Origin of the sequence: Weissella sagaensis, assembly GCF_010306265.1 — a bacterium.
In the GTDB taxonomy this organism is placed as follows: domain Bacteria; phylum Bacillota; class Bacilli; order Lactobacillales; family Lactobacillaceae; genus Weissella; species Weissella sagaensis.
In genome coordinates this window covers 249,162-273,515 of the sequence record NZ_BLKA01000001.1, presented here as the reverse complement: position 1 = coordinate 273,515, position 24,354 = coordinate 249,162, and the positions used below count along the sequence as shown (strand labels likewise).

16 protein-coding genes, 4 tRNA genes and 1 pseudogene are annotated in these 24,354 nt (G+C 40.1%); all 21 read left to right on the top strand.

Translation table 11 applies throughout. The features are described 5' to 3' along the window. Positions 1–97: 97 nt before the first annotated feature. The 21 genes and pseudogenes from G7Y65_RS01430 (at position 98) to G7Y65_RS01330 (ending at position 24,333) form a co-directional block, all read left to right on the top strand. A complete protein-coding gene (locus tag G7Y65_RS01430) occupies positions 98–1,375 on the top strand; it encodes a solute carrier family 23 protein (protein WP_137600456.1) in 1,278 nt (425 codons plus the stop codon). A 364-nt stretch (positions 1,376–1,739) separates the two neighbouring features. Further along, positions 1,740–2,450 (top strand): F0F1 ATP synthase subunit A, encoded by a 711-nt coding sequence (gene atpB, locus G7Y65_RS01425; RefSeq protein WP_042491953.1) that lies wholly within the window; start codon positions 1,740–1,742, stop codon positions 2,448–2,450. Positions 2,451–2,488: 38 nt separating this feature from the next. Beyond that, positions 2,489–2,707, top strand: a complete 219-nt coding sequence (gene atpE, locus G7Y65_RS01420; protein WP_002828033.1) for a F0F1 ATP synthase subunit C — start codon at positions 2,489–2,491, stop codon at positions 2,705–2,707. 25 nt (positions 2,708–2,732) lie between these two features. Next, positions 2,733–3,248, top strand: a complete 516-nt coding sequence (gene atpF / locus G7Y65_RS01415; protein ID WP_165314492.1) for a F0F1 ATP synthase subunit B — start codon at positions 2,733–2,735, stop codon at positions 3,246–3,248. After that, positions 3,248–3,790, top strand: coding sequence for an ATP synthase F1 subunit delta (gene atpH / locus G7Y65_RS01410; RefSeq protein WP_042491949.1), 543 nt, complete (start codon positions 3,248–3,250; stop codon positions 3,788–3,790). The genes atpF and atpH overlap by 1 nt, the downstream gene beginning before the upstream one ends. 66 nt (positions 3,791–3,856) lie before the next feature. Beyond that, a complete protein-coding gene (atpA, locus tag G7Y65_RS01405) occupies positions 3,857–5,368 on the top strand; it encodes a F0F1 ATP synthase subunit alpha (RefSeq protein ID WP_165314491.1) in 1,512 nt (503 codons plus the stop codon). Between the two features lie 17 nt (positions 5,369–5,385). Beyond that, the gene (locus G7Y65_RS01400; protein WP_042491945.1) at positions 5,386–6,267 is read left to right on the top strand and encodes a F0F1 ATP synthase subunit gamma; all 882 of its coding nucleotides are present in this window, start codon (positions 5,386–5,388) and stop codon (positions 6,265–6,267) included. A 46-nt stretch (positions 6,268–6,313) separates the two neighbouring features. Beyond that, complete coding sequence (gene atpD, locus G7Y65_RS01395; RefSeq protein ID WP_042491943.1) at positions 6,314–7,714, top strand: F0F1 ATP synthase subunit beta; 1,401 nt, start codon at positions 6,314–6,316, stop codon at positions 7,712–7,714. Between the two features lie 17 nt (positions 7,715–7,731). Further along, positions 7,732–8,148: a F0F1 ATP synthase subunit epsilon gene (locus G7Y65_RS01390; RefSeq protein ID WP_141926928.1), complete on the top strand. Its 417-nt coding sequence runs from the start codon at positions 7,732–7,734 to the stop codon at positions 8,146–8,148. A 139-nt stretch (positions 8,149–8,287) separates the two neighbouring features. Then, on the top strand, positions 8,288–8,941 hold the full coding sequence (locus G7Y65_RS01385) for a deoxynucleoside kinase (protein ID WP_042491940.1): 654 nt from the start codon (positions 8,288–8,290) through the stop codon (positions 8,939–8,941). A 10-nt stretch (positions 8,942–8,951) separates the two neighbouring features. Beyond that, on the top strand, positions 8,952–10,235 hold the full coding sequence (gene serS / locus G7Y65_RS01380; RefSeq protein WP_042491938.1) for a serine--tRNA ligase: 1,284 nt from the start codon (positions 8,952–8,954) through the stop codon (positions 10,233–10,235). Between the two features lie 258 nt (positions 10,236–10,493). Then, positions 10,494–10,576 (top strand) — tRNA-Leu (locus tag G7Y65_RS01375). 22 nt (positions 10,577–10,598) lie between these two features. After that, positions 10,599–10,671, top strand: a tRNA-Thr gene (locus tag G7Y65_RS01370). 6 nt (positions 10,672–10,677) lie between these two features. Next, positions 10,678–10,750: transfer RNA gene (locus G7Y65_RS01365), tRNA-Gly, on the top strand. Between the two features lie 32 nt (positions 10,751–10,782). Next, positions 10,783–10,856: transfer RNA gene (locus G7Y65_RS01360), tRNA-Arg, on the top strand. 161 nt (positions 10,857–11,017) lie between these two features. Continuing rightward, a complete protein-coding gene (locus G7Y65_RS01355) occupies positions 11,018–11,494 on the top strand; it encodes a CtsR family transcriptional regulator (RefSeq protein ID WP_141926927.1) in 477 nt (158 codons plus the stop codon). A gap of 1 nt (position 11,495) precedes the next feature. Then, positions 11,496–13,985 carry an ATP-dependent Clp protease ATP-binding subunit gene (locus tag G7Y65_RS01350; protein WP_042491935.1) on the top strand — a complete coding sequence of 830 codons (2,490 nt, stop codon included), beginning with the start codon at positions 11,496–11,498 and terminating at the stop codon, positions 13,983–13,985. 257 nt (positions 13,986–14,242) lie between these two features. Beyond that, positions 14,243–17,746 (top strand): annotated as a pseudogene (gene rpoB, locus G7Y65_RS01345) (DNA-directed RNA polymerase subunit beta); the annotation flags it as partial. 258 nt (positions 17,747–18,004) lie between these two features. After that, a complete protein-coding gene (gene rpoC, locus G7Y65_RS01340; RefSeq protein WP_137600457.1) occupies positions 18,005–21,661 on the top strand; it encodes a DNA-directed RNA polymerase subunit beta' in 3,657 nt (1,218 codons plus the stop codon). Positions 21,662–21,802: 141 nt separating this feature from the next. Continuing rightward, complete coding sequence (locus G7Y65_RS01335; RefSeq protein WP_042491930.1) at positions 21,803–22,999, top strand: iron-containing alcohol dehydrogenase; 1,197 nt, start codon at positions 21,803–21,805, stop codon at positions 22,997–22,999. A 137-nt stretch (positions 23,000–23,136) separates the two neighbouring features. Further along, entirely contained in the window at positions 23,137–24,333 is a 1,197-nt protein-coding gene (locus tag G7Y65_RS01330) for an iron-containing alcohol dehydrogenase (protein ID WP_042491928.1), read from the top strand. The last annotated feature ends 21 nt before the right edge of the window (positions 24,334–24,354 follow it).

Genomic DNA, 24,354 nt, shown 5'->3' with positions numbered 1-24,354 from the left:
GATAACTGTCATATTAGAAAAGTGAACCAAGCTGAGGTGTCTTGTATACCTCAGCTTTTTTAATACTAATTTTTGTGTCGCATGAAAGGGAAATATGATGGAAATGAAACGTGATGTCGTTTTAGATGTAGATGAGAAACCAAAATTTTGGCAATGGATAGGGTTATCATTGCAACATATGTTTTCAATGTTTGGTTCAACAGTATTGGTACCGTTGTTAGTTGGCTTGAATCCAGGAATTGCGTTATTTAGTTCTGGGGTTGGAACGTTGCTTCATATTTTAATTACACAACGTAAAATTCCAGCTTACATGGGATCAAGTTTCGCATTTATTATTCCAATGGTTGCTTTAATGAAAACAACTGGGTATCCAGGTGTTGCAACAGGTGTTATTTCCGTTGGAATTGTGTATTTAATTGTTGCACTGATTGTTGGCTTAATTGGAACTGGATGGATTGAAACGTTATTGCCACCTATTGTGGTTGGTCCGATTATCATGGTGATTGGTTTGTCACTATCAGGATCAGCTGCTGAATCAGCAACATTGTTGAATGGTAAGTATGATATTCGTGTATTTTTAGTTGCAATGTTAACCTTAGGGGTTACGATTTTCTTTAATATGTATATGCGCGGCTTCTTAGGGTTAATTCCAATTTTGCTTGGCATTGTTGTTGGCTATATTGTTGCGGTGATGGTCGGTTTAGTGAATTTTCAACCGGTAGCAGACGCGGCATGGTTTGCACTACCAGATTTTGATATACCATTTTTAGATTATAAGCCAATTATTCATTGGGATGCCATATTAGTGATGGCACCAATTGCCTTAGTAACTATTACAGAACATTTAGGTCACCTAATGGTCTTGGATGATTTGACAGGTCGTGATTATATTAAAGATCCTGGATTGCACCGTACACTAGCTGGTGATGGAATGGCATCTTTGTTTGCTGGGTTAGTTGGTGGTCCTTCAGTAACGTCATATGGTGAAAACATTGGTGTTATGGCAATTACTAAGGTTCACTCGGTGTATGTTTTGATTGGTGCAGCTACCTTTGCAATTCTATTTTCATTCGTTGGTAAACTATCAGCATTGATTCAATCAATTCCAGGAGCTGTTACGGGTGGCGTCTCATTCCTATTGTTTGGTGTCATTGCAGCATCTGGTTTGCGAATTATTGTTGAAAATAAAATCGACTTTAATTTAAAACGTAATTTGATGATTTCATCATCAGTATTGGTTATTGGAATCGGAAATGCTTATTTGCAATTAGGTCATGGTAATAGTATTGTGCAATTCTCTGGTGTTGCGATTGCAACTGTCTTAGGCATTGTTTTAAATTTGATTTTGCCTGATAAAGCTGTTTCTGAAAGATAAGGGCAAACAGCTTCAAACTTGTTAAAGTAGTACTTAATTTAGTTAAAAATGATGAAATAGCAAATGCCATTAAATTGGTAGTTTGCTATTTTTTTGTGTTATTTATTTTGTTAGAGAATACATTATGGGATTTTAATGAGTTCCTTTTTTGGATAGATACGGCCTTTACATTCCTTTTTGGAATAGTTGAAATCGTGATATAATAAGGTTTACTGAAAACAGTTGCAGAAATGGGACACATTAGAGAGTGTTTGATGATTGAATTACCGTTCAAAAGGGGTAATATAGGGGGGAAAAGTTAAACGGTTCTTTTTAAAGCAAACCGCTTGATATTATTTCGATGGAAGAAAAGAGGTGAATTTCATTGGAGAAAACCGCGACCTTTAGCATTGCGGGGTTGACGTTTGATTGGAGCGTGGTTATTTCAACATTAGTTTCGATGGCGATCGTTTTTTTACTAGCATTATGGGCTTCACGGAAATTGGTTATGAAACCAGCCGGGAAGAGTAAGCAAAATATGTTAGAGTGGGTCATTGATTTTACTAATAACATTGTTGATGGATCATTACCTAATAAGACTGGTAACAATTTAAAGTTTTTTATATTTTCCATGTTTTTGTTCATCTTTGTTGGGAACCAATTAGGTGTTGCCTTTACAGTCAAAGTAGATGGTAATACATTTTTGAACTCACCAACAGCAAATCCATTAGTGACAATGGGATTAGCATTAGTTGCAATTTCTATTGCCCACTTCTTGGGGGTTGAAAAGCAAGGATTTAAGAAATACTTCAAGTCGGTATATTTGTCGCCATTTAGTGTCTTATTCCCCTTAAATCTTATTGAACAGTTTACGAGTTTCTTAACGTTAGGACTCCGTCTGTTCGGTAATATCTTTGCTGGTGAAATGGTCTTGTCTCTATTGTGGCAATTGGCGCAGTCTGCTGGTGCATTATCATTTGTTCCAGCGTTTGTGCTCGCAATTCTATGGCAAGGATTTTCATTGTTTATTGGGGCTATTCAAGCGTTTGTCTTCGTCACTTTGACGACTGTCTATGTTTCAGAAAAGACAGAGTAACTATAGTAACTGTTTAAATTAATCGGAGGATTGTAAAAATGGATGTTGCAACCATTGGTGTTGGTGTTGCCGCAGCTGGTGCCGCTATCGGTGCTGGTATTGGTAACGGTATTGTTATTTCAAGTATGATTGCTGGTACAGCACGTCAACCTGAATTAGAAGGTAAATTGCGTACAAATATGTTTATCGGAGTTGGTTTGGTCGAAGCCGTTCCAATCATCGCTATTGCTATTGCATTCATGTTGTTAGCACGATAATCGAAACGCGGAGGCCAACTAAATTATGTTTAATCAAATTGTTCTAGCAGGTGCTAGCGAAGGGTTGGCTTTGGGTAACATGTTGTTTGTGCTAGTGGCATTCCTAGTATTAATGCTTCTATTAAAGAAGTATGCTTGGGGTCCAGTAGTAAAAATGATGGAGAAACGTGCGGAGAAAGTTGCTCACGATTTGGATACTGCAGAAGATGCACGTCAAAGAGCCGAAGAAATGGCTGCAAAACGTTCAGAGCAGTTGCAATCAGCACGTACTGAAGCAAATAGCATCATTTCTGATGCAAAAGCCACAGCAGGTAAGCAACGTGATCAAATCGTTGCTGACGCTCATGCAGATGCCCAAGCGACAAAAGAACAAGCTAGTGCACAAATTGCACAAGAACGTTCAGAAGCAATGGCTGACGTTAAGAGTGAAGTTGCTGAACTTTCAGTAACCATCGCACAAAAGATTATCCAAAAAGAACTAAAGTTAGATGATCAAAAAGCGCTTATTGACGCTTACATTGAAGGGTTAGGGAACAAGTAATGGCATTAGATAAAGCAACGATTGCTAAGCGGTATGCCGTTGCTTTGTTCGAATTAACCCATGATCAAGGTACTGATGAATCAACAATGGCTGAACTATTAGCTATTCGTGAAGTATTGGTACAAAATTCAGAATTTACAAAGGCATTGTTGTCTTTGCGCATTAATGAGGATACGAAGCGTCAATTGTTAGCAACTTTGTCAAAAGACACGAGTCAAGTGGTTAAGAACTTGATTGAGATGACATTTGACTATCGGCGTATTCAATATTTACCAGCTATTATTACCAAGTATGAAGAGCTTGTTAATAAAGCAGCAGGAATTGTTAATGCCACAGTACAAACGGCGGTACCATTAAGTGATGAACAAGTTTTGCGATTAAAAGAAAAACTTGTTGCTCGTTTTCAAGCTAGTGAAGTGCGTTTAACGCAAATCGTAGACGAAAATATACTTGGTGGTGTTATCGTGAAGGCAAATGACCAAATTTTGGATGGATCATTAGCAACTAAATTAGCTGCTATTCGTCAGAGTATCATTCGCTAGTAATCGAAATTAAAATTGATGTTGTGTGATGAATAGACACACTATAAAGAAAGAGGAACTGCTGAAATGAGCATCAAAGCTGAAGAAATCAGTTCACTCATCAAAAAGCAATTAGCCAATTATCAAGACGACTTGACAGTTCAAGAAACTGGAACTGTTACCTATATTGGTGACGGTGTCGCTCGTGCAACAGGGTTGGAAAACGCTCTTGCCGGTGAACTTGTTGAATTTGAGAATGGCGTTTATGGTATGGCACAAAACTTAGAATCAAATGATGTTGGTATCGTTGTTCTAGGTGAGTACGACAATATTCGTGAAGGCGATACTGTTAAGCGTACAGGCCGTATCATGGAAGTGCCTGTTGGTGAGCAACTGATTGGTCGTGTTGTAAATGCTTTGGGACAACCAGTTGATGGTATGGGCCCAATTGAAACAGGAAAGACACGTCCTGTTGAAGTTAAAGCTCCGGGTGTTATGGAGCGTAAGTCTGTGTTTGAACCACTACAAACAGGTCTAAAAGCCGTAGACGCTTTGGTACCAATCGGACGTGGTCAACGTGAGTTAATTATTGGTGATCGTAAAACTGGTAAGACATCAGTTGCCATTGATACAATCTTGAATCAAAAAGATCAAGATATGATTGTTGTTTATGTTGCAATTGGACAAAAAGCCTCAACTGTTCGTACACAAGTTGAGACATTACGTCGTTTGGGTGCAATGGACTACACAATTGTTGTAACAGCTGGTCCATCTGAACCTGCCCCAATGTTGTATCTAGCACCTTATGCTGGTGCTGCAATGGGTGAAGAATTTATGTATAACGGTAAACATGTGTTGATTGTTTATGATGATTTATCAAAGCAAGCAACAGCATATCGTGAGCTGTCATTGATTCTTCGTCGTCCACCTGGTCGTGAAGCCTATCCTGGTGACGTCTTCTACTTGCACTCACGTTTGCTAGAACGTGCTGCAAAGTTATCAGACGAACTTGGTGGTGGGTCTATGACTGCTTTGCCAATTATTGAGACACAAGCGGGAGATGTTTCAGCATATATCCCAACTAATGTTATCTCAATTACTGACGGTCAAATCTTCTTGGATGCTGATCAGTTCTATGCTGGTGTTCGTCCTGCTATTGACGCTGGAACATCTGTTTCACGTGTTGGTGGAGATGCCCAAATTAAGGCGATGAAGAAGGTTGCTGGAACGTTGCGTTTGGACTTAGCTTCTTATAAAGAGCTAGAGTCATTTGCACAATTCGGATCAGATTTGGATGAAGCAACACAAACAAAGTTAGCCCGTGGTCGTCGTACCGTTGAACTATTGAAGCAACCATTACACCAACCATTGCCCGTTGAAGAGCAAGTGTTATCACTATATGCTTTGACACATGGCTTTATGGATGATGTTGCGGTTGATGATATTTTACGTTTTGAGTCAGAATTGATTGCAGCAGTGCGTGCATCACACAATGATTTGTTAGAGACAATTATTGAAACAAAGAATTTGCCTGATACCGACGCAATGGATGCAGCAGTTGCAGGATTCAAAGCAACGTTTGCTAGTTCGGCAGAATAATAAAGGAGGGGCGATAAATGGCAGCTTCTTTACAAGATATTCAACGCCGCATTGCCTCAACAAAAAAGACACGTCAGATTACGAGTGCCATGCAAATGGTATCCACTGCTAAATTAAGCCAAATTCAGCGCCATGGTGGTTCATATACGGTGTACGCTGAAGCCTTACACGACGTTGTGGCCCATTTGGCAACTGCACACATCAATAATGTTTCAGGAACATTGCTTGAACATCGTGATGTTGAAAAAGTTGGTTTTTTGGTGCTATCTTCTGATCGTGGTTTAGTTGGTGGTTATAATTCGACTCTATTAAAAGAGTTGATGTCGCAAATTACCGAACGCCAATTAAGAACTGATCAAGTTGTTATTTTAGCGGTTGGTGGTAATGGTGCTGATTTCTTTAAAAAACGTGGTTTTGACGTTGCATACGAGTATCGCGGTGTTTCTGATGTGCCAACCTTTAATGAGGTTCGTGAAATCGTTAAAACTGTGACAACGATGTATGATAATGAAGTCTTTGATGAATTAATTGTTGGTTATCAGCATTATGTTAGTCGTATTTCTAATGAAGTTCACTTAGAAAAAATGCTACCTGTCTCAACAGACGATTTAGCAGAATCTAAAGATGATACTAAGTTAACGGCTGATTACGAGATGGAACCATCGTCTGAACAAATTTTGGGTGTGGTATTACCACAGTATGCTGAAAGTTTAGTCTATGGTGCTATTCTTGATGCAAAGACTGCGGAACATGCTGCATCAGCTAATGCGATGTCTTCAGCAACTGATAATGCCAAAGATATTATTGATTCACTTGGTTTACAATATAACCGGGCGCGTCAGAGTGCAATTACGACGGAAATTACAGAAATTACTGGTGGAATGGCCGCTTTGAATTAAAAGCTTTTTGCATCAGATTTAATACAAACGAAGGAAGGAAACGACAATGAATACCGGACAAGTTGTTCAAGTCATTGGCCCCGTTGTCGACATTGCCTTTCCATCAGATACAAAGATTCCAGATATTAACAATGCGTTGGTTATTGAAAAGGGTGATCAAACGACATTGACAGTTGAAGTGTCTTTGTCTTTGGGTGATGGTGTCGTACGTACGATTGCCATGGATTCAACAGATGGATTGCAACGTGGAATGACGGTAACAGACACTGGAAAGTCAATCAGTGTCCCTGTTGGTGAAGAAACGTTAGGTCGTGTGTTTAATGTGCTAGGAGAACCAGTTGATGGTGGTGAAGCACTTGGAGATGACGTACCACGTGATTCAATTCACCGTGATGCACCTGCATACGATGAATTGTCAACATCAACAGAAATTTTAGAAACTGGTATCAAAGTTATTGACCTCTTAGCACCATATGTTCGTGGTGGTAAGATTGGTTTATTCGGTGGTGCTGGTGTTGGTAAGACGGTATTGATTCAAGAATTGATTCATAATATCGCACAAGGTCACAATGGTATTTCTGTGTTTACTGGTGTGGGTGAGCGTACCCGTGAAGGTAATGACATGTACTACGAAATGCAAGGATCAGGTGTTTTGAAACAAACGGCCATGGTCTATGGTCAAATGAATGAGCCACCTGGTGCACGTATGCGTGTGGCTTTGACAGGTTTGACAATTGCAGAGCACTTCCGTGATGTTAATGGACAAGATGTGTTGTTGTTTATCGATAACATTTTCCGTTTCACGCAAGCTGGTTCTGAAGTGTCAGCTTTGTTAGGTCGTATTCCTTCAGCCGTTGGATATCAACCAACTTTGGCTACTGAAATGGGACAATTACAAGAACGAATCACTTCAACTAAGAAGGGGTCAGTTACTTCAATCCAAGCAGTTTATGTGCCGGCCGATGATTATACCGACCCTGCGCCTGCAACAACATTCGCACACTTGGATGCTACTACTAATTTGGAACGTTCTTTGACGCAACAAGGTATCTATCCAGCGGTGGACCCATTGGCATCAACATCAACGGCCTTGGCGCCAGAAATTGTTGGACAAGAACACTATGACGTTGCAACTGAAGTACAACAGACATTACAACGTTACCGTGAATTACAAGATATCATTTCTATTCTAGGAATGGATGAATTGTCAGATGATGAAAAGACGGTTGTTAACCGTGCTCGTCGAATTCAATTCTTCTTATCACAACCATTCTCAGTTGCCGAAACATTTACAGGTTTACCTGGTGAGTATGTGCCTTTGTCTGAAACCGTACGCAGTTTTAAAGAAATTTTGGCTGGTAAGTACGATCAATACCCTGAAGATGCATTCCGTAATGTTGGAGTCATTGAACAGGTAGTTGACAAAGCAGCTAAAATGGCTGATTAAGTAAAGGGGGCGGCGCAATGAGTGAACACACCCTACATGTTAAGGTGGTTACGCCAAATGGTGTTGTGTTTGAGCATGAGACTGCATCGTTAGTGGTATTAGATACAACTAATGGTGAAGAAGGAATTATGGCACAACATGCACCTATTATTTCAGCGTTGCAGATTAGTGAACTTAAGGTAATTGATGAAGCGGCGGATTCAGAAGAAATTATCGCGATTAGTGGTGGATTTGGTGAATTCTCGAATAATCAATTAACAATAGTTTCTGATAGTGCAGAGCGTGCGAAAGACATTGATGTTGAACGAGCAAAGAGAGCTAAAGAACGTGCTGAGAAGCATATAGCTGCTAGTGAGACTGATGATATTGTTCGTGCCCAAACTGCCTTGTTACGTGCGGCTAATCGTATTCATGCCGTTACTGGTAATAAATGATTAATTGAAGGCCATCAAATTCGAACAGAATTTGGTGGCCTTTAGTGTATTTTTATATATCCTAAAACTTGATGTGTTAGATACCGTAAAATTTGATAAAATAGAATCTAGTATTGATTAAAGAAAGTAGGACAACAGGATGATCGTATTATCGGGAACTATTGGTGCCGGAAAGACCAGTTTAACAACGATGCTTGCAGAACATTTAGGAAGTGAAGCATTATACGAATCCGTTGATGATAATCCGATTTTGCCATTGTTTTACGAGGACCCAAAGCGTTATGGTTTCTTGTTACAAAATTATTTTCTAAATAAGCGGTTGGATAACATCAGAGATGCACAAGGTAGCCAATTAAATGTCATTGATCGATCTATCTTTGAAGATTTGTTGTTATTTAAGCTAAATGCTGATTTAGATAGAGCAACCCAAACTGAAGTACAAATTTATGGTGACTTGTTAAACAATATTATGGAGCAAGTTGATTTTTCAGATGATGCGATTGTCAAAACACCTGATTTGCTAATTTATATTCATGTTAGCTTTGATACGATGTTAGAACGTATTAAAAAACGTGGTCGCGAGTATGAACAAATTGAAAATGATCCATCATTGTATAATTACTATAAAAGTTTAAATGAACGATATGTGGCATGGTTTGAATCTTATGATCGTTCGCCCAAATTGAGTATTGATGGTGATCGTTTTGATTTTGTAACAGATGCTGAGGCTGCGAACCAAGTATTGGCATTGATTGATGATAAAATCAAAGCGCTAGGTTTGAAAAATAATTAGGAGAATTATTATGCTAGATATGAAAATAATTCGTCAAAAGACGGAACAAGTAAAGGAACGCTTGGCAACTCGTGGGGTTGATCCTAAAGAAGTTGACGCACTGGTGGCTGACGATGCTAAGCGTCGTGAATTGTTAGTGCAAACTGAAGAATTAAAGGCACGTCGTAATACAGTATCAGACCAAATTGGTTTAAAGAAACGTCAAAAAGAAGATGCTAGCGATGTTATTGCTGAAATGCAAAAGGTTTCAGCAACAATTAAGTCATTAGATGAACAAGTTGTAAAATTGGATGAACAAATTAAGAACCGTGCTTTGCATTTCCCTAATTTGCCAAATGATACAATTCCTGTTGGGGCTGATGAAGAGGCTAATCGCGAAGAACGTCAATGGGGTGAGATTCCAACCTTTGACTTTGCGCCAAAAGCGCATTTTGAGATTGGTGAAGATTTGGGTATTTTAGACTTTGAACGTGGTGCGAAGGTTTCCGGTGCCCGTTTTGTCTACTACGTTGGTCAAGGTGCCCGTTTGGAACGTGCCGTTTATAACTTTATGTTGGATGAACACCAAAAAGAAGGTTATAAAGAAATGATTACGCCATACATTGTTAAAAATGAGGCAATGTATGGAACTGGTCAGTATCCAAAGTTTATGGACGATGCATACCGTGTTGGTACTAATGATGATATGACGTTAATTCCAACGGCTGAAGTGCCACTAACAAATTATTTCCGTGAAGAAGTTATTGATGATAACAAATTACCATATAGTGTGACTGCGTTGTCACCAGCTTTCCGTCAAGAAGCGGGATCAGCTGGTCGCGATACGCGTGGTTTGATTCGTATGCATCAGTTTAACAAGGTTGAAATGGTTAAGTTTACAAAGCCAGAAGATTCATATCAAGCATTGGAAGATATGACGGTTAATGCTGAAACATTATTGCAAAAATTGGGCTTGCCTTACCACGTGATTACCTTATCAACAGGAGACATGGGCTTTTCTGCTGCTAAAACATATGATGTGGAAGTTTGGATGCCACAGCAAAATATTTACCGTGAGATTTCTTCTATCTCAAATACAGAAGCTTTCCAAGCTCGTCGGGCACGAATTCAGTATCGTGATGAGAATGGTAAATTACAATTTGTTCATACTTTGAATGGTTCTGGATTGGCAGTTGGCCGTACTGTTGCAGCTATTTTGGAAAATTATCAAAATGCAGACGGAACGGTTACAATTCCAGAAGTTTTGCGTCCTTATTTTGGCGCTGATCAAATTGTTCCAGAAGCTACAATTTAAAGAATGATGATTAAAGACTAACGTGAAGCAATTCGTGTCAGTCTTTTTTTATTTGATTGGATAATAAAATAAAAGATATTAAAAAAGTAATTGCAAAAATATGCAAAAGCTAGTAATATATATCGAGTGGTAAGTAGCTGATGGTTGTTTTTTCAATTTGAGGCACTAGTTAATTAGTTTAAATTAAGTATTGACACTTGTTTGATAATTAGCTATACTATAAAAGTTGTCGGATGTTACATTCGACTGACGTCTGTTGCGGATGTGGCGGAACTGGCAGACGCGCTGGATTTAGGTTCCAGTGCCCCTAGGGCGTGCAGGTTCGATTCCTGTCATCCGCATATATCGTTTATCGATACAGAAGCCGACTTAGCTCAGCTGGCAGAGCGCTTCACTAGTAATGAAGAGGTCGCTGGTTCGAATCCAGTAGTCGGCATCCCATGCGAATATAGTTCAGCTGGTAGAACGCTACCTTGCCATGGTAGAGGTCGCGGGTTCGAATCCCGTTGTTCGCTTTCTTCCAAATGGGAAGCTTTAAAATTAATATGCACCTATAGCGCAACTGGATAGAGTGTCTGACTACGAATCAGAAGGTTGAAGGTTCGAATCCTTCTAGGTGCATCAATTGAAAACCATCAAGAGAAATCTTGGTGGTTTTTGTGTCAACAAATAAACGTGAAGCAAACGACATTGAATATTTTAAAAAATATGGGGTTTTAGTGGCATTGTGTTGCAATGCGTTCTATAATTATGTCAATATTGGTCAAAGGGGGGTGTTGGTTATGAATGATTCAAATATGTCTGATAATATTGAGACATACTTGAAGCAAATTTTACAGCAGGCGCATGAAATTGAAATTCGCCGTGTTGAACTTGCCCAACGATTTAATGTTGTGCCATCGCAGATTAATTATGTGATTAAAACACGTTTTAATACGGAAAATGGTTATTTAGTTGAATCAAAACGCGGTGGTGGCGGTTATATTCGGATTGTTGAAATGGCATTACGAAATGAACCACGCCTTATTGAAGAAATAAAACAACAACTCCCAAAGATAGTTAGCTTTAGAACAGCAACATCAGTAATATCAAGCTTGTGTCGTGAACAAATTTTAACCGTCCACGAAAGTGAATTAATTTTGACATTATTATCAAAAGAAACACTAAGCGTCGGGGATGTGACTGTTCAAGGTCAGTTACGAGCAAGATTATTACAACAATTATTAAGCCGTTTACGGTTTGAAAGCGAGCGTAATTAATATGGATAATCAATATACACCAAGTGCAAAAAATGTCCTAGTTGTTGCACAAGAACAAGCAAAGTATTTTAAACATCAAGCAGTTGGTACCGAACACCTATTGCTTGCGTTAGCGATTGAAAAAGAAGGTATTGCTAGCAAAGTATTGCAAGAATTTGATGTTAGTGATGATGATATTAAAAGTCAAATTGAACAATTTACGGGCTATGGCACATTGTCTAGAAATGCTAAAAGTGCCTACTTGCCATATTCACCAAAGGCTTCTGATATGATGCGTTTAGCTCATGAAAATGCTAAGCAATTACATCAAGATCAAACGGGAACCGAACATTTTCTGTTGGCATTATTGTCAGATGAAACGATTTTTTCATCACGTATTTTAGCTAATTTAAATATTAGTCCTGCTGAAATGCGTCGGGCAACGTTGCGTAAACTAGGCGTTAAAGATGTTGCTAAAAAACGTGACCCACGTCGTAATCGACGCGGCCAGCAACCAGAAACAGAAGGAACACCAACGTTGGATACGTTGGCACGTGATTTAACGCAATTGGCACGTGATGATAAAATGGACCCCGTTGTTGGTCGTGAAGCTGAAGTTAAACGGGTCATTCAAATCTTGTCACGTCGAACTAAAAACAATCCCGTTTTAATTGGTGAACCTGGGGTTGGAAAAACGGCAATTGCAGAAGGATTAGCACAACGTATCGTCACTGGTGATGTTCCTTCAGATATGACCCAAAAGCGGTTGATGATGCTTGATATGGGATCACTAGTTGCTGGTACGAAATATCGTGGTGAATTCGAAGATCGTTTGAAAAAAGTGATTGAGGAAATTCAACGAGATGGTCAGGTAATTCTTTTTATTGACGAGTTACATACATTGATTGGTGCTGGTGGTGCTGAAGGTGCCATTGATGCTTCAAATATTTTGAAACCAGCATTAGCTCGTGGTGAATTACAAACAATTGGTGCGACAACGTTGGATGAATATCAAAAGTATATTGAAGCTGATGCTGCCTTGGAACGCCGTTTTGCACAGGTTAGCGTTGAAGAACCAACGCAATCAGATGCAATTGAGATTTTGAAAGGGCTAAAGCCACGCTATGAACAACATCATCAAGTGTCAATTCCAGATGAGACAATTGTTGAAGCGGTAAAACTTTCAGTACGTTATGTAACGGATCGCTTCTTGCCTGATAAGGCGATTGATATTATGGATGAAGCTGCTGCTAAAGTTCGTATCGATCGTGTTGGGCATCAAACGCCAGTTGCTAAGCAACAAGAAAAGTTGTTGGTTTTGCGTCAAGCGAAAGATGAAGCAATTGAACAGTTGAATTTTGAATTAGCTGCTGAATATCGTAAGAAGGAGATGCGTCAAAAGCGTCAAATTGATAAATTGCTTGATGAACAAAATGACAATCAAGCGAATGAGCAATATGATTTAACGTTGTCAGTTCATGATATTGCCCAAGTAGTTTCTGAACAAACAGGTGTGCCATTGACACAAATGGAAAAATCAGAACAAGAGCGTTTGGTTAATCTAGAAAAGGTGTTGCACAATCGTGTGATTGGCCAAAATGAAGCTGTTTCAGCAATTGCACGTTCTATTCGTCGTGCTCGGTCTGGTTTGAAAGATCCACAACGGCCAATCGGTACGTTCTTGTTCTTAGGGCCTACTGGAACGGGAAAAACTGAATTAGCAAAGGCTTTGGCTGAAGCAGTATTTGGCTCAGAAGATAACATGATTCGGGTCGATATGTCAGAGTATCGCGAAGCATATTCTGCAAGTCGTCTGGTTGGATCAGCACCAGGTTATGTTGGATATGAGGAAGGTGGCCAGTTAACGGAAAAGGTTCGCCGCCATCCATATTCAGTTGTCTTACTAGATGAGGCTGAAAAGGCACACCCAGATATTTATAACTTGATGTTACAAGTTTTTGATGATGGCTATATGACAGATGCTAAGGGTCGTAAAGTTGATTTTAGAAATACAATCATTATTATGACATCTAATTTAGGTGCAACACGTCTACGTGATGAAAAGTCAGTTGGCTTTGGTGCAATTGATAAATCAGCTAATTACGATGCAATGCGTGATACGATTATGAAGACGGTTAAAGAAACATTCCGTCCTGAATTTGTTAATCGTTTGGATGAAATGGTTGTATTCCGTTCGCTAAATAAGGATGAATTACATCAAATTGTTAAGCTGATGGCTAAATCAGTTTTGCAACGCATTAGTGAGCAAGGCTTTAATATTAAAATGACGCCTGCAGCAATGAATGTTGTTGCCAAAGCTGGTTTTGACCCAGAGTTTGGTGCCCGTCCAATTCGTCGCGCATTACAATCAAAGGTTGAAGATGCGCTTTCAGAAGAACTATTGCTTGGTAAGATTACGATTAATGATCAGGTGACAGTTGGTGCTAAAAATGGTGAAATTAAGATTAGTGTTAAACCACTAAAACAAGACACTGCAACTGTGTCAGGTTAAATTTAAAAAGTAAGCGTTGACAAGAAGTCTTTTTCTTGCTAATGCTTACTTTTTCTTGTATACTTAATAATAGTTTAATTGTGTATAAAACAATGGCTGACAGGAAATATTGTCCCTGAAAGCCTGCATAGCAACGACAAGAGCATTTTCAATTACGGGGATGCTGTTGTCTTTTTTGCACTTAAAAACCGGTATAAAACAGAAATTGTAAACAAACTGTAATAAACTGGATGCACAGTTGGCCAATTCAAAGCGAGGTGGAAAACTTGGTAGGAACGCTTGTAAAGTATGGTAAACACCGTGTTCGTCGTAGTTATGCTCGAATCAAAGAAGTTCTTGATTTGCCTAACTTAATCGAAATTCAAACGGACTCATACAACTGGTTTTTGGATGAAGGATTACGTGAAATGTTTATGGACATTTTGCCAATCGAAGATTTCCAAGGTAAGTTGTCTCTAGAATTTGTGGACTATAAGCTCATGGAGCCTAAGTACACAGTAGAAGAAGCACGTAATCATGATGCTAATTATTCAGCACCATTGCACGTTACGTTGCGTTTAACAAATCAAGAAACTGGCGAAATTAAATCACAAGATGTTTTCTTTGGTGATTTCCCATTGATGACACCAGCAGGAACTTTTATTATTAATGGTGCTGAACGTGTTATCGTTTCACAATTAGTACGTTCTCCTGGTGTGTACTATAACGAAGAATTAGACAAGAATGGTCGTCCAAACTTTGGTACGACTTTCATTCCAAGTCGTGGTGCTTGGCTAGAATTTGAAACGGATGCTAAGGGTCTTAGCTATGTTCGTATTGATCGTACCCGTAAGTTGCCAATTACTGAATTGGTACGTGCATTGGGTTACGGTTCAGATTCTGAAATCCTACAAATGCTTGGTGATCAATATGATTCAATTTCATTAACATTAGACAAAGATGTACACAAGGTCATTGAGGATTCACGTGTAGAAGAGGCCTTGAAGGACATCTATGAGCGTCTTCGTCCAGGTGAGCCTAAGACTGCTGATTCAGCACGTGCATTGTTGACCGCTCGTTTCTTTGACCCAAAGCGTTATGACTTAGCACCTGTTGGTCGTTACAAGATTAACAAGAAGCTATCATTGAAATCACGTTTGATGGGCTTGACATTGGGTGAAACACTGGCTGATCCTGATACTGGTGAGATTATTGCGACAAAGGGTACTGTCATTGACAAGCAAGTTATGTCAGTTTTGTCACCTTACTTGGATCGTGATGATTTCAAACGTACGACTTTTACACCATCTGATGATGCTGTCGTAACGGAACCAATGGTTTTGCAAACAATCTTAGTTGAAAATCCAGAAGATCCTGAAAAGACTTTGCCAGTTATTGGTAACGGTCAATTTGATCCAAAGATTCGAACAGTTAAGCCAGCTGACATTATTGCCGGTATGAACCACTTCTTAAACTTGCCATTAGGCATCGGTTCAACTGATGATATTGACCACTTGGGTAACCGTCGTATCCGCCGTGTTGGTGAATTGCTACAAAATACATTCCGAATCGGTTTGAGCCGTATGGAACGTGTTGTACGCGAACGTATGTCAATTCAAGATCCTGATACAGTAACACCACAACAATTGATTAATATTCGTCCTGTTGTTGCAGCTGTTAAGGAATTCTTTGGTTCATCACAATTGTCACAATTCATGGACCAAACAAACCCATTGGGTGAATTAACTAACAAGCGTCGTTTATCAGCTCTTGGACCTGGTGGTTTGACTCGTGATCGTGCCGGTTATGAAGTTCGAGACGTTCACTATACGCACTATGGTCGTATGGATCCAATCGAAACACCTGAAGGACCTAACATTGGGTTGATTAATTCATTGGCCACTTACGGACGTGTTAATAAGTATGGTTTCATTGAAACACCATATCGTCGTGTTGATTGGGATACACACAAGGTTACTGACCGTATTGACTACTTAACAGCTAATGAAGAAGATAACTTTGTGGTTGCACAAGGAAATTCTGTCTTAAATGATGATGGTTCGTTTGCTACTGACACTGTTTTGGCACGTAAGAGTGATGTCAACGTTGAAGTACCAATTGATCAAGTTGACTACATGGACGTTTCTCCTAAGCAAATTGTTGCTGTTGCCACAGCAGCTATTCCTTTCTTGGAAAACGATGACTCAAATCGTGCTTTGATGGGTGCCAACATGCAACGTCAAGCAGTTCCTTTGGTTGATCCACATGCACCATTAATTGGTACTGGTATTGAATACAAGGCTGCGCATGATGCGGGTGTTGCGATTATTTCAAAGTATCCAGGTATTGTTGAATATGTTGATGGCCGTGAAATCCGTGTTCGTCGTGAAGATGGTTCATTAGATAAGTATGCTTTGATGAAGTTCCGTCGTTCAAACGCAGGTAAGAATTATAACCAACGACCAATTGTTAAGGTTGGGGATGCTGTTGATGCTGATGAAGTATTAGCTGACGGACCATCAATGGAGCAAGGTGAATTGGCCTTGGGACAAAACCCGTTGATTGCCTTCATGACTTGGCAAGGATATAACTTCGAGGACGCCATCATTATTAATGAGCGTTTGATTCGTGATGATGTTTATACATCAATTCACATTGAAGAATACGAATCAGAGGCTCGTGATACAAAGCTTGGCCCTGAAGAATTTACACGTGAAATTCCAAATACTGGTGAAGACCAATTGAAGAATTTGGATGAACGAGGAATTATTCGTATTGGTGCTGAAGTAGAAGACGGTGATATTTTGGTTGGTAAGGTAACGCCTAAGGGTGTAACTGAACTATCAGCTGAAGAGCGTTTGCTACATGCTATCTTTGGTGAAAAAGCACGTGAAGTACGTGACACTTCATTAAAGGTACCTCACGGTGGTGGCGGTGTCGTTCAAGACGTCCGTATCTTCACTCGTGAAAATGGTGATGAATTGTCACCTGGTGTTAATATGATGGTTCGTGTCTACATTGCCCAACGTCGTAAGATCCAAGTTGGTGACAAGATGGCCGGACGTCACGGTAACAAGGGTACTGTTTCAGTTATTGTTCCTTCTGAAGATATGCCATTCATGCCAGATGGTACACCAATTGACATTATGTTGTCACCAATGGGTGTTCCTTCACGTATGAACATTGGACAAGTGCTTGAATTACACTTAGGTATGGCTGCTCGTGAACTAGGTATCCACGTTGCATCACCTGTCTTTGATGGGGCACGTGACACAGATATCTGGGATGCTATTCAAGAAGCTGGTTTGCCAGCCGATGGAAAGTCAATCCTTTATGATGGTCGTACTGGTGAAGCCTTTGATAAGCGTGTGTCTGTTGGTATCATGCACTACATGAAGCTAGCACACATGGTTGATGATAAAATTCACGCCCGTTCAATCGGACCTTACTCATTAGTTACGCAACAACCACTTGGTGGTAAAGCACAATTCGGTGGACAGCGTTTCGGAGAAATGGAAGTTTGGGCCCTTGAAGCTTATGGTGCTGCACATACATTGCAGGAAATCTTAACGTACAAGTCTGACGACGTTGTCGGTCGTGTTAAGACTTATGAAGCCATTGTTAAGGGTGAACAAATTCCTAAGCCAGGTGTTCCTGAATCATTCCGTGTGTTGGTTAAAGAATTACAAGCACTTGGTTTGGACATGAAGGTCTTGGACGCCGAAGAGCGCGAAATTGAATTGCGTGATATGGATGAGGATGATTCAGTGCTAAACGTTGAAACAGCTGGTCAAAAGACTGACCAATTAGCCCAAGAATTTAATGCTGACGGTACAAATACATCAGCAGCTAATTCAAATAGTGTTGCTAATACAACTGATAGTACTAAATAAAATTTAAATAAAGTGTAGCCGACCTAGTTTTTGCTAGGCTTGTGCTTAGTGTGAAGGGTATTGTGTTAATAATCGGCATACTAAGGACAAGCCTAGTGAAGTTTTGGGTCGGAATTGTATAAAGAACCTATGAAAGGGGTCGAACAATTGATCGATGTCAATAAGTTTGAAAGTATGCAAATCGGTCTGGCAAGCCCAGATAAGATTCGCAGCTGGTCTTACGGTGAAGTAAAAAAGCCTGAGACAATCAACTACCGTACACTTAAGCCTGAAAAAGATGGTCTTTTCGATGAACGTATCTTCGGACCTACAAAAGATTATGAATGTGCTTGTGGAAAGTACAAGCGTATCCGTTATAAGGGCATTGTTTGTGACCGTTGTGGGGTTGAAGTAACCTCAGCTAAGGTTCGTCGTGAGCGCATGGGTCACATTGAGTTGGCTGCACCAGTATCACATATCTGGTATTTCAAGGGTATCCCATCACGTATGGGACTCGTTTTGGACATGTCACCACGTTCACTTGAAGAAGTTATTTACTTTGCTTCATACGTTGTTACTAAGCCAGGGGATACATCACTAACTGAAAAGCAATTGCTATCAGAACGTGAGTATCGTCAATTAAAGTCTGAATATGGTAATGCTTTTGAAGCTGGTATGGGTGCTGAAGCTGTCCAAACCTTGTTATCAAATGTTGACTTGGAAGAAGAAGTTACAGAACTAAAGGCACAATTGCGTGAAGCAACTGGTCAAAAGCGTGTCCGTGCTGTTCGTCGTTTGGACATCATCGAAGCGTTTGTAAAGTCTGGTAACAAGCCAGAGTGGATGGTTATGGATGTTATTCCAATTATCCCACCTGACTTACGCCCTATGGTTCAACTTGAAGGTGGTCGTTTTGCCACTTCAGATTTGAATGATTTGTACCGTCGTGTTATTAACCGAAATAACCGTTTAAAGCGTTTGCTAGAGCTAAATGCTCCTGGTATTATCGTGCAAAACGAAAAGCGTATGTTGCAAGAAGCAGCTGATGCTTTGGTTGATAATGGTCGTCGTGGTCGTCCAGTTACTGGTCCTGGTAATCGTCCATTAAAGTCACTATCACACATGCTTAAGGGTAAGCAAGGACGTTTCCGTCAAAACTTGCTTGGTAAGCGTGTTGATTACTCTGGTCGTTCAGTTATCGACGTTGGTCCTTTCTTGAAGATGAACCAAATGGGACTACCACGCCCAATGGCAATGGAATTGTTCCGCCCATTTATTATGAAGGAATTGGTTAAACGCGATTTGGCAGGTAATATTCGTGCCGCTAAGCGTAAGATTGATCGTCATGATGAAGATGTTATGGATGTTTTGGAAGATGTTATCAAGGAGCACCCAGTTCTATTGAACCGTGCACCAACGTTGCACCGTTTGGGTATTCAAGCATTCGAGCCAGTATTAGTTTCTGGTAAGGCAATGCGTCTACACCCATTGGTAACTGAAGCTTATAATGCCGACTTTGATGGGGACCAAATGGCTATTCACGTCCCACTATCAGATGAAGCACAGGCTGAAGCACGTTTGCTAATGTTAGCTGCGGGCCACATTTTGGCACCTAAAGATGGAAAGCCTATCGTGGCGCCATCACAGGACATGGTTATCGGTAACTATTACCTAACGACTGAAGAAGCTGGTCGTGAAGGTGAAGGAATGATCTTTAAGGATCTTAACGAAGTTCGTACAGCTTACCAAAACAAGTATGTGCACTTGCACACACGTATTGGTATTCAAACAGCTTCATTACCTGCTGAAAAGCCATTTACTGCTGAACAACGTTCACGCATTATGATGACTTCTGTTGGAAAGCTATTCTTTAATGATATCTTGCCAGTAGATTTCCCATACTTGAATGAGCCAACAGAAGCAAATCTACACGAAATTGACAACCGTTTCTTCTTGGAGCCAGGTGAGGATATTAAGGCACGTTACGCTGAAACACCAATCTTGCCACCATTTAAGAAGGGTTACTTGTCAGACATCATTGCCGAAGTATATAAGATTTACAAGGTTACAGAAACATCATTGTTGTTGGACCGTATGAAGGACTTGGGTTACGATGAGTCAACAAAGTCTGGTTTGACGGTGGGAGTTTCTGACGTTACTGACTTGAAAGAAAAACCAGAAATTATTGAAGATGCTCACAAGCAAGTTGCAACTGTTACAAAACAATTCCGTCGTGGATTGATTACCGATTCAGAACGTTATGAACGTGTTATTGCTATTTGGAATAAGGCTAAGGATGACATTACTGAAAAGCTAATTGAACACTTCGAACCAGATAACAACATCTTCATGATGTCTGATTCTGGAGCACGTGGTAACATTTCTAACTTTACACAATTGGCTGGTATGCGTGGATTGATGGCAGCACCTAATGGTCGTATCATGGAACTACCTATTATCGCCAACTTCCGTGAGGGACTATCTGTTTTGGAAATGTTCTTCTCAACTCACGGTGCTCGTAAGGGAATGACCGACACGGCGCTAAAGACTGCCGATTCAGGTTACATGACACGTCGTTTGGTTGATGTGGCACAAGATGTTATTATCCGTGAAGATGACTGTGGTAGTGACCGTGGCTTGGATGTTTCAGCCATTATGAATGGTAATGAAGTAATCGAATCATTGTACGAACGTATCTTGGGTCGTTATGCTCAAAAGTCAGTCTTTGATCCACAAACTGGTGATAAGTTGGTTGGTCATAACGAGATGATTACAGAAGATATCGCAAAGCGCATTGTCGAAGCTGGTATTACAACTGTTACAATTCGTTCAGCATTTACTTGCAACACTGAACACGGAGTTTGTGTTCGTTGCTACGGCCGTAATATGGCTACTGGTGATGTTGTTGAAGTTGGTGAAGCTGTGGGTACTGTTGCTGCACAATCAATCGGTGAGCCAGGTACGCAATTGACGATGCGTACGTTCCACACGGGTGGTGTTGCCGGAAACGATATTACACAAGGTCTTCCTCGTGTGCAAGAAATCTTTGAAGCACGTAACCCTAAGGGTCGTGCGATGATTACTGAAGTTACTGGTGAAGTAACAACTATCGAAGAAAACCCTGCTGATCGTACTAAGGAAGTAACTATCCAAGGTGAGACAGATACTCGTACTTACACTTTGCCTATGTCATCACGTATGCGTGTTGGTGAAGGTGATCATATTCACCGTGGTGAGACGTTGAATGAAGGTTCTGCTGATCCTAAGGAAATTATCCAAGTTCGTGATACATTAGCAACGGAAAACTATATTGTGCTTGAAGTACAAAAGGTTTACCGTATGCAAGGTGTTGAGATTTCTGACAAGCACATCGAAGTTATGGCTCGTCAGATGTTGCGTAAGGTTCGTGTCATGGATCCAGGTGAAACAGATCTATTGCCAGGTACTTTGATGGATATTGCACAATTCCGTGATGCTAATGAAGGTACCTTGCTTAAGGGTGGTTTGCCTGCAACAGGTCGTCCTGTTTTGCTTGGTATTACAAAGGCCTCATTGGAAACTAACTCATTCTTGTCAGCTGCATCATTCCAGGAAACAACACGTGTCTTGACTGATGCTGCTATTCGCGGTAAGAACGATCCACTTGTTGGTTTGAAGGAAAATGTTATTATTGGTAAGCTAATTCCAGCTGGTACTGGAATGAAGCAATATCAAGAAATTGCAGGTAAGGTCGTTGCAGACCCAATTATTACTGCTTCTGAAGAAGATAATAATATGCCAACTTCAATTGCTGATATTGAAAGTGCTATGAACTTAACAAAATAAAGTGTTCTTATAAAGACTAATCTTTATGAAACATGTTAAAACATCCTGTTGATGACATTCATTTGTTATCGATAGGATGTTTTTGTTAAGATAAGGGTAGTTAAATTCATAATGTCACAATCTAAATTGTAGGAGGATTGTATGGAAGATTTTAGTTTTCAAAATAAGACAGCGATTCGTTTTGGTAAACACCATATTGATGAAGAATTGCATGATGCTGTTGCGCAATTTGGGCAAAAGGTATTGTTAACGTATGGTGGTGGTTCCATCAAAAAATCTGGTTTATATGATCGCGTCCAAAAAGCATTAGCTGATCTACAAGTATTTGAATTGTCTGGGATTGCACCTAATCCAAAAATTGATTCTATTCGTGATGGCCAAAAATTGGCGAAGGCACATGATATTGATGTCATTCTATCAGTTGGTGGTGGTTCAGTATTAGACGCTTCAAAGGTCATTGCCTCAGCAAAATTTTATGATGGTGATGCTTGGGACTTAGTTGCTGATCGTGGTGCACAATCACGATCAGATATCGATCAATTGCCTGTTGTTGATATTTTGACTTTGTCTGCAACTGGTTCAGAAATGAATGCTGGCTCAGTGATTTCAAATTCAGATTTGAATATCAAGCTAGGCACATATGGTCCTAATACACCAGCGGTTTCATTTTTAGACCCACAATTAACCTATTCAGTTTCAAAATGGCAAACAGCTGCAGGGTCATTTGATGTATTTTCACATTTAGCAGAACAATACTTTGATCGGGCAACGGCTAACGACGTGACAAGTGGTATTATTGAAGGTATGATGCGCTCAGTCATTAAATGGGCCCCAGTTGCGTTAGCAGAACCAGATAATTATGATGCTCGTGCTAACTTAATGTGGGGAGCAACGATGGCACTAAATGGCATTGCTCGTTCAGGAAATAAGAATGGCTGGACGGTTCACCCCATTGAACATGAGTTGTCAGCCTACTACGATATTACACACGGTGTTGGGTTAGCTATTTTAACACCTCGTTGGATGAAACGTGTCTTGTCAGGTGAGACACAAGCCCGTTTTGCTCGTTATGGTCGTGAAGTTTGGCATTTAACTGGCAAAGATGACTTAGACGTGGCACAACGTGCAATCCAAGCAACGTATGATTGGATTAAGTCACTTGATATCCCAATGACACTCCCTGGTGTTGCGATTAATTCCGAAGAAAAATTTGTTGAAATGGCCCAAGAAGCAGTCCGCATTGGTAACTTGAACCAAAATGGTGGTTACGTTAATTTAACAGTTGACGATGTAACGGCCTTATATCATGATTCTATGACAACGGCTGGTTTTGAATAAATAAGATATTAATTGATTTATAGGCATCCTATTGATGACATTCATTTGTTATCGATAGGATGTTTTTGTTAAGATAAAGAGAGTTAAAGTAACTTAAGAATGCATAAACAGCAATAATCTAAATTATGGGAGGTTGCATGGAGGATTTTAGTTTTCAAAATAAGACAGCGATTCGTTTTGGTAAAGACCGTATTGATAAAGAGTTACATGATGCCGTTGCCCAATTTGGGCACAATGTATTATTAACGTATGGTGGTGGATCGATTAAGAAATCAGGCCTATATAATCGTGTTTTGGCCGCACTATCAGACTTAAATGTTGTTGAGTTATCAGGGATTGCGCCAAATCCCAAGGTGGCATCAATCCGTGATGGCCAAAAGTTGGTGAAAGAGCATGCAGTTGATGTCATTTTATCAGTTGGTGGTGGTTCAGTATTAGATGCTGCAAAGGTCATTGCCTCAGCAAAATTTTACGAGGGGGATCCTTGGGATTTAATCGGGGTAGCCGGCACAAAACGTCGTTATCAAATAGCACAATTACCAGTCGTTGATATCTTGACGTTGGCGGCTACGGGTTCAGAAATGAATAATGGCTCAGTGATATCTAATGCACAATTAAATATGAAATTAGATTCATTTGGTCCGCAAACTCCCGCAGTCTCATTTTTAGATCCACAGTTGACATATTCTGTGTCAAAATGGCAAACAGCTGCAGGTTCATTTGATGTATTTTCACATTTGGCAGAACAATACTTTGATCGGGCAACAGCTAACGATGTGACAAGTGGTATTATTGAAGGTATGATGCGCTCAGTCATTAAATGGGCTCCAGTTGCTGTGCGAGAACCAGATAACTATGATGCGCGGGCTAATTTAATGTGGGGTGCCACGATGGCATTAAACGATTTCGCTAGCTTAGGTAATGCTAACGATTGGACTGTTCATCCAATTGAACATGAATTATCAGCCTATTATGATATTACACATGGTGTTGGCTTGGGGATTTTAACACCACGCTGGATGAAACGTGCCTTGTCTACAGAAACACAAGCCCGTTTTGCCCGTTATGGTCGTGAAGTCTGGCATTTAACGGGGGAAGATGATTTAGATGTGGCACAACGTGCAATCCAAGCAACGTATGATTGGATTAAGTCATTGGGGATACCAATGACATTGTCAGGTGTTCATATTAATGATGATACAAATTTTGTTAAAATGGCGCAAAATGCAGTTCGAGTTGGACAGTTGGATCAAAATGGCGGCTACGTTAATTTAACAGTTGATGATGTTGTGGCTATCTTTGTTGCCTCGATGACGACTGATGGGTTTGAATAAATAAAATAATATGAGGAATCA

Coding starts and splice junctions, on each gene's coding strand:
- atpF (WP_165314492.1), top strand. CDS start 2,733: ATGTTTAATCAAATTGTTCTAGCAGGTGCTAGCGAAGGGTTGGCTTTG.
- G7Y65_RS01330 (WP_042491928.1), top strand. CDS start 23,137: ATGGAGGATTTTAGTTTTCAAAATAAGACAGCGATTCGTTTTGGTAAA.
- atpA (WP_165314491.1), top strand. CDS start 3,857: ATGAGCATCAAAGCTGAAGAAATCAGTTCACTCATCAAAAAGCAATTA.
- G7Y65_RS01400 (WP_042491945.1), top strand. CDS start 5,386: ATGGCAGCTTCTTTACAAGATATTCAACGCCGCATTGCCTCAACAAAA.
- G7Y65_RS01355 (WP_141926927.1), top strand. CDS start 11,018: ATGAATGATTCAAATATGTCTGATAATATTGAGACATACTTGAAGCAA.
- G7Y65_RS01335 (WP_042491930.1), top strand. CDS start 21,803: ATGGAAGATTTTAGTTTTCAAAATAAGACAGCGATTCGTTTTGGTAAA.
- atpD (WP_042491943.1), top strand. CDS start 6,314: ATGAATACCGGACAAGTTGTTCAAGTCATTGGCCCCGTTGTCGACATT.
- G7Y65_RS01350 (WP_042491935.1), top strand. CDS start 11,496: ATGGATAATCAATATACACCAAGTGCAAAAAATGTCCTAGTTGTTGCA.
- G7Y65_RS01390 (WP_141926928.1), top strand. CDS start 7,732: ATGAGTGAACACACCCTACATGTTAAGGTGGTTACGCCAAATGGTGTT.
- serS (WP_042491938.1), top strand. CDS start 8,952: ATGCTAGATATGAAAATAATTCGTCAAAAGACGGAACAAGTAAAGGAA.
- G7Y65_RS01385 (WP_042491940.1), top strand. CDS start 8,288: ATGATCGTATTATCGGGAACTATTGGTGCCGGAAAGACCAGTTTAACA.
- atpH (WP_042491949.1), top strand. CDS start 3,248: ATGGCATTAGATAAAGCAACGATTGCTAAGCGGTATGCCGTTGCTTTG.
- atpE (WP_002828033.1), top strand. CDS start 2,489: ATGGATGTTGCAACCATTGGTGTTGGTGTTGCCGCAGCTGGTGCCGCT.
- G7Y65_RS01430 (WP_137600456.1), top strand. CDS start 98: ATGGAAATGAAACGTGATGTCGTTTTAGATGTAGATGAGAAACCAAAA.